This window comes from Limobrevibacterium gyesilva (assembly GCF_025989185.1).
GTDB classification, from domain to species: Bacteria; Pseudomonadota; Alphaproteobacteria; order Acetobacterales; family Acetobacteraceae; genus Limobrevibacterium; species Limobrevibacterium gyesilva.
On sequence record NZ_JAPDNT010000001.1, the window covers coordinates 376,409 to 389,086 of the forward strand.

The following is a 12,678-nucleotide window of genomic DNA, read 5'->3' on the forward strand; positions in this document are numbered from 1 at the left end:
CGATCCACCCGGCCACCCTGGCGCGGCATCTGCCGGGGCCGCACGCGATCCCCTACGAGCGGATCAGCTTTGTCGCCTCCCCGGCCGCGCTCGCGCTCGAAAGCCGGGCGAGGATGGTCGCGCGCCACGGCGACTGTCCGCCCGAAGACGCGCAGGTGATCGTGTCGCTTGGCGGCGATGGCTTCATGCTGGAGACGCTGCACAGGATCCTGGGCCGTGGCATCCCGGTCTATGGGATGAATTGCGGATCGGTCGGCTTCCTGATGAATGAGTTCAGCGAGGACAACCTGCTCGACCGCCTGTCCCGGGCGCAGGTGGCTGTCCTGCACCCGTTGCGGATGCGCGCAACGACAGCGGCCGGCGACACGCATGAGGCCCTCGCCTTGAACGAGGTCTCGCTGCTCCGGCAGTTGCGGCAGGCGGCCAAGATACGCATCACGGTTGACGGCCGCATTCGCCTGGCTGAACTGATCTGCGACGGGGTGCTGGTCTCGACCCCAGCGGGATCGACCGCATACAACTTATCCGCGCATGGGCCGATTGTGCCATTGTCGGCCAATCTGCTGCCGCTGACGCCTATCAGCGCATTCAGGCCGCGGCGCTGGCGCGGGGCATTGCTGCCGAGCTCGGCTGAAGTGCTGTTCGAAGTGCTCGAGTCGAACAAGCGCCCCGTCGCCGCCGTCGCCGACTTCACGGAGGTCCGCGACGTGGTGTCAGTATCCGTGCGCGAAGATCGAGCCACGGAGGCGCGGATCCTGTTCGATCCGGACCAAGGGTTGTCGGAACGAATAATTGCGGAGCAGTTCACCGTCTGAGGCGAGTTGCCTCCGTTGTCGCTCCGCCGGGTCCGCGGCACCCGGCCACGATGCCAGGTCGGTCAGGGGGGCAGGCGAAACGTCCGATCAGGTGGCAGGTGTTGCCGGCTCGCCCAATATCATCCGCAATTGCGTGAAACTGCCCTCTATCGTCGCGCCCTCGCCGCGTTCCTGCGCCAGCATGGCTTCGATCTTTGGTGCGAGCGCGATGGCTTCGTCGACGCGCGCATCACTTCCGGGGCGGTAGGCGCCCAGGCGAACGAGGTCTGCAACCTCGCCATGAAGACCGAGTAGTGCGCGTGCCTGCCTGGTAAGGGCGTTCTCTTCGGCTGAATTGCATCCGGGGACAGCGCGCGACAGCGACCGCAATACGTCCACGGCCGGATACCGGCCCATTTCGCCGATCCTCCGATCGAGAATGACATGGCCGTCGAGGATCCCACGCACCGCGTCGGCGACCGGTTCGTTGTGGTCATCCCCCTCGACCAGGACGGTGAACAGCGCGGTGATGTAACCGATCCCACCGGGTGAGTCGTATCCAGGGCCGGCACGCTCCAGTAGGCCCGGCAGTTCGGAAAAGACGCTCGGCGGGTATCCCCGCGTCGCTGGCGGCTGCCCCGTAGACAGCCCTATTTCGCGCAGCGCGAGGCAGAAGCGCGTGACACTGTCCATGAGCATGAGGACGTTCTTGCCCTGGTCGCGGAAATGCTCGGCGACCGTCATCGCGGCATAAGCGGCCTCTCGCCGCATCAACGGCGGCGAGTCGGATGTCGCGACCACGACCACCGAGCGCGCAAGACCGGCCGCGCCGAGATCATCTTCAAGGAATTCCCTCACTTCCCGTCCACGCTCGCCAACCAGCGCAAGCACGACGACATCGCAGTCCGCATGCCGGGCGAACATGGACAGCAGGGTCGACTTGCCGACCCCGGAGCCGGCAAACAGGCCCATTCGCTGACCTTTTCGGCATGTGGCGAAAGCATTCAGCACACGCACACCCAGATCCGTCCGCGGCCCCATGCGCGCGCGCTGGGTTGCACTCGGCGGAGCCCTGCGCACAGGGAGCGGCCGCGGCCCGCGCGGCAAGGCTCCCCGTCCGTCCGCAGGGTGCCCCAGCGGGTCGATGACACGCCCGATCCAGCCATCGTCGACAGCCAACACGTTGCCTGGCGCGTTCAGTCGGGCACGGGCGACACTCCCAGGGCCGATACCCTCGGCCGAGCTGTAGGCCATCGCCTGAGCAATCCCGCCGCGGAAGCCGACAATCTCCGCCACGGTTGACTGCCCGCTGCGGGTCTGCAGGTCGATCCGATCGCCGACCGCCAGCTGGTTCGATAGCCCGACCACCTCGACCGTGAGTCCGGATACCCCCACGATCCGCCCCTCGAGTTGGATCGGTTCGAATTCTCCAAGGGCTGCGATGGCCGCACTAAGGCGCGCTTTGAAGGAAGAGGTCTTCATGCTGGTATCCTAATTATTGATATTAATTTCTTTTTAATGTTCATTGTCCACCTAATCGGATCAGATTTTCCTCCAAAATACAACTTATTGGTGAAAATTTGGTGGAAACCCTGGAGCCGGGGTGTTAAAAGACAACCATAGATAGCAAAAGGATCCACCATGCGCGTCCTTCTCGTCGAAGACGACCTTGCGGCAGCACGAGGCGTGTCCCTGATGCTCAAGTCTGGCGGCACGGTCGTCGACCAAGCCGACACCGGCGAGGAAGCGCTCGAACTGGTTCGCCATTATGATTACGATATCGTTATTCTCGATCTCATGCTGCCGGACATGGAAGGGTACGAAGTCGTCCGCCGCATGCGCGCAGGCCGAGTCGAGACCCCGGTGCTGATCCTGTCAGGTCTCTCGCGCCCGCAGGCCAAGGTGAAGGGCCTCGCCATGGGCGCCGACGATTTCATCACCAAGCCCTTTGACAAAGCTGAATTGATGGCTCGCATGCAGGCCGTCGTTCGCCGCAGCAAAGGATTCAGCCAACCCAGCCTGCGCATCGCGAATCTACAATTAAATCTCGATAGCCACGAAGTCACCGTGAACGGAACCCCCGTGCATCTGACAGGAAAGGAATATGCTATTCTTGAGCTTCTAACCCTCCGCAAGGGAATGATTTTGACGAAAGAGGCATTTCTCAATCACCTCTATGGCGGCATGGACGAACCAGAGATGAAGATTATCGACGTCTTCATTTGCAAGCTTCGCAAGAAGCTGGCGCATGCCGGCGCCACCAACCTCATCGGCACCGTCTGGGGACGTGGATACATGATGCGGGAGCCAGAGCAGCACACGGCGCTCGGCGGAATTGCGGATGCGCGAGTCAACGATCTTGTCGAAGAACAGCAGTCCCTAAACGCAGCCTGAGGCCGAAACGAACCTCGCCCTCACGATGGAAAGAGCATCCAGGAGCACTTAGCCCGGACATTCAGTCCGATTCCAGATTTGGCATCTGTCCCAAGGTATCTATGGCGTCGCACCTGCAATTACTTTTGCGTCTCCGCCATATTGCCTTGGACGACGCCCGGCAGGGGCTTGCATCCCGTCTGCAAGATGCGGCGCTTGCCGCGGCCGCGGAACGTGCCGCGGCCTTGTCATTGTGGCGGGAGCGGGAAGCAGCGTCCTCGATGCAAGCCACGGACACTGCCGTCGAAGCCTTCGCCGCCTGGTTGCCGACCGGCCTCAAGGCCCTGGATGCCGCGCGCGAGGCGTCCGAGCGCGCCGAGGCAGCCTGCGCGCAGGCGCGTGCCAAGCTCGCCGCAGCGCGAGGCGCTGCCGAAGCCATCGCCAGCATGCTCGACGCGGAAGCCGCCAAGGCGCGCCTGGAAGCAAGCCGCCGAGAGCAGGCGATCCTCGACGAAGCAGCCCTAAGCAAGCGCCCCTGCCCGCCCCTCTGACGCCGTCACGGTGGCGCTTTCGTTCGGATTGTGCTGGATGTCTCGGCTCGGAGACGGAGTCGAGCCTTGCGCATTGCGATGATTGGTGGCGGTTACGTGGGCCTGGTGGCCGACAATGCGGCCGCCGGCCGGCTCAGCTATCACGCTATCGGACGAACAATATGCTATGAGCCGGATGAAGGGGTCTGCCTGTCATCAAGCGAGTCTCCGGTAGTTGGATCGAACGAGACAGAAGTAATACGATAACATGGCGGTATATGCCGATGCTGCGAACCCGGATCTGCTGAAACGGATACCGCTCAATGCGATGACGGTGCTCGACGTGGGGTGCGGCACCGGCGCGTTGGGGGCAGAATACAAGCGTCGAAATCCCGCCGTCCGCTATCTCGGAATCGAGACCGACATAGCTTCCGCCAGAATCGCATCACAGCGGCTGGATGAGGTGGCGACCATCGATGTCGAAGCCGGCCCGCTTCCTTTTGACGACAAGGCCTTTGATTGCATTATCTATGGCGACGTACTCGAGCATCTGCGCGATCCCTGGAGTCTCCTGCTACGCCATGCTGAATTACTGAGCCCTACGGGGACCATTCTTATATGCCTTCCAAACGTCGAGCATTGGAGTTTTGCTGAACGTCTTCTCAGGGGAACCTGGGACTACGAAGAACAGGGATTGTTCGACAAGACGCATCTCCGATGGTTTAATTTTGAGACCACCCGCCGGGCTCTGCGTGCCGCGGGGCTTGTCATCAGAGACGTCACTCCGCGCATATTTGACCTTGCAAGGGCGCAGGAGTTCATGCACGCGCTGCGCCCGGCGCTCGAGACTCTCGGGATCGACCCGCAGCATTACCTGCAGCGCGCGGCGCCTCTGCAGTACGTATGGCGCGCCGGCCGCCAACCGATCCAACAGATCCACGTCGTCTCGACCATGCTCGCACCGGTGGGGGGCGTCAGCCATGTCCGGGTCGTGGAACCGCTTCGCGCGATGGAAACCGACCCGGCTGTCACGACCCGGATCGTCAATGGCTTCGACACCATGGATTTGCCCGAGACGACTCCCAGGATCTTCGTGTTCCATCGCCCGCTGCTGACCGGCGAGGCCGGGCTTGTCCCCGTCCGCACCCTCATCGACCGCGGCTATCTGGTCGTGTGCGAATTCGACGATCACCCGGACTACATCCCGGTCCTGCAACGGCCCGACGTCCAAAACTTCCGGGCCGTCCATGCCGTTCAGACCTCGACCGAGCCGTTGGCCGAGGTGCTTCGCCGGCAGAACCCGGAAGTCGCGGTATTTCCAAATGCCGTCAGCCGCTTGCCGTCCGTCCGCAACTACGCGACCCCCGGCCGCCTGACGCTCTTCTTCGGCGGGTTGAATCGGGAGGAAGACTGGCCACCGTTCCTGCCCGCGCTGAATGCCGTGGCCGCACTCGCCGGCGAACGCCTGCACTTCCAGATCGTCAATGACCGCGGACTGTTCGAGGCGCTGCAGACGCCGCACAAAAGCTTCACGCCCCTCTGCGACTATGAAACCTACCAGGAGCTCCTCTCCCGGAGCGAGATTTCGTTCATGCCGCTCCTGGACAGCCCGTTCAATCGCTGCAAGTCGGACCTCAAATTCCTTGAAGCCGCCGCTTTCCGCGTGACGGCATTGGCGAGCCCGGTCGTCTATGGCGATACCATCGAGGACGGACATACGGGCGTCCTCTTCCATGACGCCAGGGACCTCCAGCAACGGCTCTTGCGCTTGATTGCGAACCCCGATATCGGGCAGACGATAGCTGACGCGGCCCGCTCTTACGTCGCCAAACACCGCATGCTCGCCTACCAGGTCGCGCGGAGAACCTCCTGGTATCGGTCTCTCTGGGCCCGGCGAGAGGCACTTCAGCAAAGCCTGCTGGCCCGCGTTCCGGAACTCGCCCAACCAGCCATGCCCCTGAATGCCGACTGACGGGCAGGCGGGCACAACCGCAATCACCAGGACAATGGACCGGCCGATGCACCACCGCGGCGCCCGACCTGATGGCAATGCAGCGCCATGACCTTCGCTCGTCTGCTCGCCCTGCTATCGCGGATCCGCGCGAAATTCCTGAAATGGCTGTCCTGGCTCGACTACGCAGCCAGCGTCTTCCGCAGCCCGCGGCAGATTGTCCATGCATGGCCCGAGGGGACAATCCCGTTGGGCCCCAAGGTTGCGATCTTCGTTCATTTCGATGCCCAGGGGAGCGTCGGACCGCACGTGCTGCATTATGTCCGGGCACTGCGCGACACCGGTCTATCCGTGGTGTTCGTTACGAACGCCGGCAAGCTGCGGCCGGATGCATTGGCCGCGCTGCAACCCCTGTGCGCCGGCATCGTGGTCCGCCGCAACATCGGATATGATTTCGGGGCAATGCGAGAGGGCCTGGAGTGTCTCGGGCTCCCGCGCGCCGACACCGAGATGGTCATACTCGCCAATGACAGCATCTACGGCCCCCTCAAGCCACTGACGGAGATGGTCCAGAAAATCGACTTCAACGTTGCGGACTTCTGGGGCGCGACCGAGAGCTGGCAGACGCGGTATCATCTGCAATCGTTCTTCCTCGCCGCGGGACGCCAGACGCTCACCAGCAAGGCGTGGCGCCAGTTCTGGGAGGATGTCCGGCCGGTCCGCTCGAAGGTGTGGGTCGTAAATCAATATGAGGTCGGGCTGACACAAAAAATGGTTCGCGCGGGCCTGCGCTGCGCCCCGATCTGGCCCTACTGCGACCTTGTCAAGGACGTGGATGCCTATGCACTGATGGACATCCCCAAGGATCGGCCGGAATCGAAAGAGCCGATGATCACGATGCGCGGCATCCACGCCCATCGGATCCGCCATTCCGCCGCCACCCAGAAGCCGCTGAACCCGACCTCCGACCTATGGCGTCAGTTGCTGAGGGCGGGCTTCCCGTTCATCAAGCGCGAGTTGCTGCGAGACAACCCAAGCCAGGTCGCCGACATCAATGATTGGCGCGACGTCGTCCGCCGGAATTTCGGCGGCGTCCCGGACGTCATCGAACGTGATCTTCAGAAGGCGATGCGCAACCGCGCTCCGTGACCCGGCCGGCCGGGCCGCAATGCGGCCCGGGTTCCGTCAGACCTTTTCGACCTGCCCGTATTCCAGCTCGACAGGGGTCGAACGGCCGAAAATCGAAACGCTGACCTTCACGCGGCCCTTTTCCTCGTCCACTTCCTCGACGACGCCATTGAAGCTGGTGAAGGGGCCATCGGCCACGCGAACCTGCTCGCCGATCTCGAACAGAATCGATGGCCGCGGGCGCTCCACGCCCTCCTGGGTCTGCTTCATGATCCGCTCGGCCTCGGCGTCGCTGATCGGGGTCGGACGAGTCTTGCTGCCAAGGAAGCCGGTAACCTTGGGCGTGTCCTTGACGAGATGCCACGCCTCGTCCGTCAGTTCCATCTTCACCAGCACATAGCCGGGGAAGAACTTCCGCTCCGCATTGACCTTCTGGCCGCGGCGCACCTCCGTGACCTCCTCCGACGGCACAAGGACCTCGTCAAACTGGTCGGCCAGCCCCTTCTGGGCGGCCTGTTCCTTGATCTGCTGGGCAATCTTCTTCTCGAAGCCCGAGTAGACGTGAACCACGTACCAACGCTTGGCCATGCCGAACTCCTTCAGATCCCGATGCCGAACAGCGCACGCACGCCGACGCCGATGATCTGATCCGCGAGAAAGAAGAACAAAGCGGCGAGCGCCGCCATGGCGCACACGAGACCGGTTGTCACCAGCGTCTCCTTGCGCGTGGGCCAGGTCACCTTGACGACCTCGCTCCGCACCTCGCGCGCGAATTTCACTGGATCGAACGCCACGCCGCTCATACTCCTCTAACGCCTTTCAGAAATGGGCTTACGCCCCGAAACGACCAACCCTGGACGCTGATCCCGGCTTGACGGGACCCGGACTGGCAGGGGTGGAGGGTCTCGAACCCCCAACCTCCGGTTTTGGAGACCGGCGCTCTAGCCAATTGAGCTACACCCCTACCGCACCTCCCCGCCACGATCCGCAGCAGCAAGGTCCGGGGCGCGTAGAAAGAATGCCGGGGCGGCGATGTCAAGTGTCCGTGTCGGATGCTGGAGCGGGTGACGGGAATCGAACCCGCACAACCAGCTTGGAAGGCTGGGGCTCTACCATTGAGCTACACCCGCCCGGAGCACGGAACACCATCAGGGCAACATGAAGTCGGCGTGGTGGAGGGGGTTGGATTCGAACCAACGTAGGCGTGCGCCAACGGATTTACAGTCCGTCCCCTTTAGCCACTCGGGCACCCCTCCGCGCGCCTGGAAACTTCGGCCCGGCCGTCGCAATGCCGCGCACTATTGCCATCTTGCGCCACTTGTCAACGAACCGCATGCACAGACCGGTTTGTCGGCGATCGCATGACCAGCTATACGATACAGAACATGAAACCACCGCATAATCACGGCCCGGGCAATCGCCACCAGGGCGGCCCGCACCGCTCGGCAGGCGGCTTCACACAGCGGCCGCGCCACGGCGCCGGGGCCGCCGCCGGCCAGGACCAGCGCGGACGCCAGGCCGGTGGTGCCGCCCCAGGCGCGGAAGGCCGAGGCCAGCGGACGGACCGCAGCCCGCAGACTGGTCAGACCACGCGCGACGACCGCCCCCAGCTCCGCTATCGCCCGCAGGATGGGAAATCTGCCGGGAGCGAACCTCAGGACCCGCGGCGGGAACGCGCCGCTGCCTATCACGGGCCAGGAAGATCACCTGCCGGGCATCGCCAGGACCGCGCACACGCAGCCGGCCCTGATGCGCCGCGTGGGACCGTTTGGCTGTATGGATTGCATGCGGTCGCCAGCGCCCTGGCGAACCCTTCACGGCGGCTGCGGCGCCTGATCCTCACCGAGGACGCCGAGGCGACCATCGCGGCACAGCTGAAGCAGCCGTGGCCGATCCAGCCTGAGCGTGGCGACCGCGCCCGGCTTGACCAACTGCTGGGCCGCGAAACCGCCCATCAGGGCGCAGCGCTGCTGGCCGATCCGCTGGCGCCACCTTCCCTGGCACAAGCCCTCGAGCGTCCTGGCCCGGTGCTGGTGCTCGACCAGGTGACCGACCCCCGAAATGTCGGCGCCATCCTGCGATCCGCCGCCGCTTTCGGCGCCGCCGCGATCATCACCCAGGACCGCAATGCCCCGGAAGAGACGGGTGCTCTCGCCAAGGCGGCGTCCGGCGCCCTGGAGAAGGTGCCGCTGTTCAGGGCGGTGAACATCGCGCGCACGCTGGTCGCCTTGAAGGCGGCAGGTTGCTGGGTGGTCGGACTCGATGCCGGCGGGGCCATACTTTCGGGGCCTGCCCTCAGGCAGCGCCGCGTGGCTCTGGTCCTCGGCAGCGAAGGCGAGGGCTTGCGTCGCCTGACCCGCGACACGTGCGACGAAATCGCCGGACTCGCGATGCCGACCGGCCATGCGTCGGAAATGGAGAGTCTGAACGTCTCGGCCGCCGCGTCGGTCGCCCTTTACGAGTTGACACGACCCACATGACATTCGATCCCGCCCCGGCGGCGCTCGCGCTGCACCAGGCTCGGCTCGCACGACGTCCGGCCGGCCCCCTGCCTGCGGACATCGCGCCCCGGACCGAGGGGGACGGCGTGGCCGTGCAACTCGCCCTGGCGCAGCGTCTTGCGGCGAACCCGCCGGCAGGATTCAAGATCGGGGCGACGGCGAAGAAGATGCAGGACTACCTGGGGCTGTCCGGCCCCGCCGCCGGCTTCATGGCGCCTGCAGGCCTCCACGCCAGCGGCGTGGCGCTCAACTGGTCGGACTTCCGCAGCCCTGGTGTGGAATGCGAGATCGGCGTGCGCCTCCGCCACGACCTGCCACCGGGCCCTTGTGACCCAGCCAGCGCGGCCGCCGCCGTCGGCGACCTGTTCGCGGCAATCGAGGTCGTCGAGAACCGGTATGGACCGCCACCCGCGGGCGATCTGAAGGCCGTCGGCACGCCCACCCTCATCGCCGACCAGGTCTTTCACGCGGCGGCGGTTCTCGGGGATCCGGCCGGCGACTGGCGTTCCCTCGATCTGCTTTCGGTCCCCGGCCGCATCCAGGTCGATGGCACCCCTCGCGGCGAAGGCCATGGCGCCGACCTGCTCGGACACCCCATGCAGGCGCTGGCCTGGCTCGCCGGGTCGGCCGTGGCGCGTGCGTTCGGCGGCCTGAAGGCCGGGCAGGTCGTCATGCTCGGCAGCGTCACGCCGCCGATCTGGCTCGACGGCCCCTGCGACGTCACAGTCGCGTTCGAACGGCTGCCGGAAGCGCGGCTGCGCTTCGTCTGAACCAGACGCCGCCCAGCGACAACCGGCTGTTAACCGCCCCGCGCTAGTCTCGCTGCATGACCGCGCGTTGACGTTTCCGCGGCTACACCCTGCCAGGAAGGCCATAGCGGGATACGGTCATGCTCCGCGACTGGAATATGCTGTCTGAAGAGATGCAATTGGCGCTGTCGCACGCGGCGCTGCGCCGGGCCGCCGAGACAATCGCCGGCCAGGCTGAACTCCTGGCCGGCGAAATGGAGAGCGGCGGATTGGCCGACCGTGGCGGTCCCGAAGCGCTGCGCCTGTTGGCCAATGTGGTCCGCGCGACCGACCGGAAAGAATTCGAACCGGCCGGCCACGCCTGACCCGCCTAGCCGTTCGCGCTGTCGTCCGGGCCGCCGTCGTTTGGCGCCTTGGCGCCGGGATCGACAGCAACGAACGCGGTATGCCCGTCGCGCATGATCCGCAAAGCGAGCGCCTTGCCGTTGTGCGTAGCGCCGCGGATTGCCGTGGTGGCATCATCGACCGAGCCGACCGAATGGTTGCCCACCCCGACGATGACGTCGCCGCGCCGGATCCCCGCCTGATCTGCCGGCGACCCGGGCTTCACCTCGGCAACCACAGCGCCACGGGAGCTCGCCGGCAAGTCGAGCTTGTCGCGCATATCCGGCGACAGCGGCGCCAGGGCAACCCCGATCCCCTGGCGCTGCCCGGCCTCGCCGCGATCAGCCGTGCGCTCGTTCGGAATCGCCGCCACGGTCGCCCGCACCGACTGCGCCTTCCCATCACGCACGATGTCCAGCGCCGCCTCTTTGCCCGGCGCGATGCCCGCGATATCAATCGCGAGATCCCGCGGCGTCCCAACACGATGCCCGTTGACCGTCTGGATCACGTCACCAGCCTGGAGGCCAGCCTTCGCCGCCGGGGAGTCGTCCTCGACCGAAGCCACCAGGGCGCCGCCCTGATCGGTCGGGGCATTGGACGTATCCTGCTGCGGCAGGCGCAACGCAGACGCCATCGCCGCCGTCACGGGCTGGGTCTCAACGCCCAGATACCCGCGCGTGACGCGGCCGTCTTTCTCCAACTGGGCGACAACGGACTTGACCATGTTGGCCGGGATCGCGAACCCGATCCCGACGCTCCCGCCCGATGGCGACAGGATCGCCGTGTTCACCCCGACGACACGGCCATCCTGCGTGAACAGCGGCCCACCGGAGTTGCCCTGGTTGATGGGCGCATCGACCTGGATGTAGTTGTCATACGGTCCGGAACCGATATCGCGACCGCGCGCCGAGACGATGCCCGCCGTCACCGTCCCGCCCAGGCCGAACGGGTTGCCCATGGCCACCACCCACTCGCCCGGCCGCACTTTGTTGGAGTCGCCAAGTTCGAGATAGGTCAGCTTGTGGCCCGCATCGACTTTCAGCACCGCGAGATCGGTCCGCGGGTCGCGGCCCACAATGCGTGCAGGCAACTGAGTTCCATCCGACAGAGTGACGGACACCGAGCGCGCGTTCTCGACGACATGGTTGTTGGTGACGACAGTGCCGTCGGCGTCGATGATGAACCCGGATCCGCGGGCCTCGATCGCCCGGGGACGGTCAGGCCGCATCATGCCGAACGGCGTCTGGATCCCCTCTTCGTCCGCCGCGGCCTGGGGGCGCATGTTGACGGTGATCGAAACAACCGCGGGCTTCACGCGTTCCGCCAGATCGGCGAAGTCCGGTACCTGATGCAGGGCGCTGCCCTGCGTTGCGGACGCATCGGCCTGGTTGGCCGGCGGAGCGGCCGCGCGGACCGACTGCACGCCGGCAACACCGGCAAGCGCCGTCCCGCCCAGCAGAGCGGCCAGAAAAACAGCGCGCCAGCGCGGCGCGCCCTTGGTTGCGGAATTGTTGGACATGGTTTTCACTTATCCCGTGGAAGTCGGAACTGCGTGGTGGCCGTGCTGCGCACGCACCATCCATGCAGCCACCATGAACCGAACGTCCCAACATCGTTGTGTCGCAGGAGTGAAAGTCGCGTCATCCAGCGATCGAATGTATTCCGTACCGCATTGCAGTCGTGTAATCAGGCGGCATGCCGGGTTAGCACAGCGGTAGTGCAGCGGTTTTGTAAACCGAAGGCCGGGGGTTCAAATCCCTCACCCGGCACCATCGGCCACGGCATCACCCGCTTTGCCGCAGATCCTCGAAAAAGCGCCGAAGCAAGTCGCCGGCCTCCACTTCCCGCACGCCGCCGACCACGTCAGGGCGATGTAGGCACGAGGATGCCGCGAAGATCCGCGCTCCGTGTTCCACCCCCCCGCCTTTCGGATCGTAGGCACCAAAGATCAACCGGCGGATGCGAAACAGGCTGATCGCCGCCGCACACATCGGGCACGGCTCCAGGGTCACCACAAGATCGCAATCCGTCAGACGCGGCCCGGCGCGGCGCCGGGCCGCTTCGCGCAGGGCCAGCATCTCGGCGTGCGCGGATGCGTCCCGCAGTTCCTCCGTGCGATTGCCGGCGCGCGCAAGCACCGCGCCATCCGGTCCCACCACAACGGCGCCAACCGGCACCTCGCCCCGCGCCGCGGCCCGTCGCGCCTCCTGCAGGGCAATTTCCATCGTATCCATTGCGCCTTCATGCCTGCGATCACCCGGTTTGTCT

The 12,678-nt window shown here is 65.2% G+C and carries 13 protein-coding genes and 4 tRNA genes; 9 read left to right on the forward strand and 8 right to left on the reverse strand.

Annotated elements, in window-relative coordinates:
* Positions 1-2 precede the first annotated feature (2 nt).
* On the forward strand, positions 3-815 hold the full coding sequence (locus OL599_RS01820; protein ID WP_408886911.1) for an NAD kinase: 813 nt from the start codon (positions 3-5) through the stop codon (positions 813-815).
* An 87-nt stretch (positions 816-902) separates the two neighbouring features.
* Here OL599_RS01820 and fliI read toward each other — a convergent pair whose 3' ends face one another.
* Entirely contained in the window at positions 903-2,276 is a 1,374-nt protein-coding gene (gene fliI / locus OL599_RS01825) for a flagellar protein export ATPase FliI (protein ID WP_264711883.1), read from the reverse strand.
* A gap of 159 nt (positions 2,277-2,435) precedes the next feature.
* On the opposite strand from fliI, the gene ctrA reads away from it, so the two are divergent.
* The 4 genes from ctrA (at position 2,436) to OL599_RS01845 (ending at position 6,797) form a co-directional block, all read left to right on the forward strand.
* Entirely contained in the window at positions 2,436-3,188 is a 753-nt protein-coding gene (ctrA, locus tag OL599_RS01830) for a response regulator transcription factor CtrA (RefSeq protein WP_264711884.1), read from the forward strand.
* Between the two features lie 101 nt (positions 3,189-3,289).
* Positions 3,290-3,718, forward strand: a complete 429-nt coding sequence (locus OL599_RS01835) for a hypothetical protein (RefSeq protein WP_264711885.1) — start codon at positions 3,290-3,292, stop codon at positions 3,716-3,718.
* A gap of 247 nt (positions 3,719-3,965) precedes the next feature.
* Positions 3,966-5,669, forward strand: coding sequence for a methyltransferase domain-containing protein (locus OL599_RS01840; RefSeq protein ID WP_264711886.1), 1,704 nt, complete (start codon positions 3,966-3,968; stop codon positions 5,667-5,669).
* Positions 5,670-5,756: 87 nt separating this feature from the next.
* Positions 5,757-6,797, forward strand: coding sequence for a rhamnan synthesis F family protein (locus tag OL599_RS01845; RefSeq protein WP_264711887.1), 1,041 nt, complete (start codon positions 5,757-5,759; stop codon positions 6,795-6,797).
* 36 nt (positions 6,798-6,833) lie between these two features.
* On the opposite strand, the gene nusG is transcribed toward OL599_RS01845, so the two are convergent.
* From nusG to OL599_RS01870, 5 genes are all read right to left on the reverse strand, one after another.
* A complete protein-coding gene (gene nusG, locus OL599_RS01850; protein ID WP_264711888.1) occupies positions 6,834-7,364 on the reverse strand; it encodes a transcription termination/antitermination protein NusG in 531 nt (176 codons plus the stop codon).
* A gap of 11 nt (positions 7,365-7,375) precedes the next feature.
* Positions 7,376-7,570: a preprotein translocase subunit SecE gene (gene secE, locus OL599_RS01855; protein WP_264712319.1), complete on the reverse strand. Its 195-nt coding sequence runs from the start codon at positions 7,568-7,570 to the stop codon at positions 7,376-7,378.
* A gap of 93 nt (positions 7,571-7,663) precedes the next feature.
* Positions 7,664-7,740, reverse strand: a tRNA-Trp gene (locus OL599_RS01860).
* Between the two features lie 92 nt (positions 7,741-7,832).
* Positions 7,833-7,906: transfer RNA gene (locus OL599_RS01865), tRNA-Gly, on the reverse strand.
* Positions 7,907-7,946: 40 nt separating this feature from the next.
* Positions 7,947-8,032 (reverse strand) — tRNA-Tyr (locus OL599_RS01870).
* A 516-nt stretch (positions 8,033-8,548) separates the two neighbouring features.
* On the opposite strand from OL599_RS01870, the gene OL599_RS01875 reads away from it, so the two are divergent.
* The 3 genes from OL599_RS01875 to OL599_RS01885 all read left to right on the forward strand — a co-directional run bounded on the left by OL599_RS01875 (position 8,549) and on the right by OL599_RS01885 (position 10,391).
* Positions 8,549-9,256, forward strand: a complete 708-nt coding sequence (locus OL599_RS01875) for a TrmH family RNA methyltransferase (protein ID WP_408886912.1) — start codon at positions 8,549-8,551, stop codon at positions 9,254-9,256.
* Positions 9,253-10,047, forward strand: coding sequence for a 2-keto-4-pentenoate hydratase (locus OL599_RS01880; protein ID WP_264711889.1), 795 nt, complete (start codon positions 9,253-9,255; stop codon positions 10,045-10,047). Before OL599_RS01875 ends, OL599_RS01880 begins: the two co-directional genes overlap by 4 nt.
* A gap of 119 nt (positions 10,048-10,166) precedes the next feature.
* Entirely contained in the window at positions 10,167-10,391 is a 225-nt protein-coding gene (locus tag OL599_RS01885; protein ID WP_264711890.1) for a hypothetical protein, read from the forward strand.
* 5 nt (positions 10,392-10,396) lie between these two features.
* On the opposite strand, the gene OL599_RS01890 is transcribed toward OL599_RS01885, so the two are convergent.
* A complete protein-coding gene (locus tag OL599_RS01890) occupies positions 10,397-11,929 on the reverse strand; it encodes a DegQ family serine endoprotease (RefSeq protein WP_264711891.1) in 1,533 nt (510 codons plus the stop codon).
* Positions 11,930-12,107: 178 nt separating this feature from the next.
* Between OL599_RS01890 and OL599_RS01895 the strand changes: the two genes are divergently transcribed.
* Positions 12,108-12,182, forward strand: a tRNA-Thr gene (locus OL599_RS01895).
* A gap of 12 nt (positions 12,183-12,194) precedes the next feature.
* On the opposite strand, the gene OL599_RS01900 is transcribed toward OL599_RS01895, so the two are convergent.
* Positions 12,195-12,644, reverse strand: coding sequence for a nucleoside deaminase (locus OL599_RS01900; RefSeq protein WP_264711892.1), 450 nt, complete (start codon positions 12,642-12,644; stop codon positions 12,195-12,197).
* Positions 12,645-12,678: the final 34 nt, after the last annotated feature.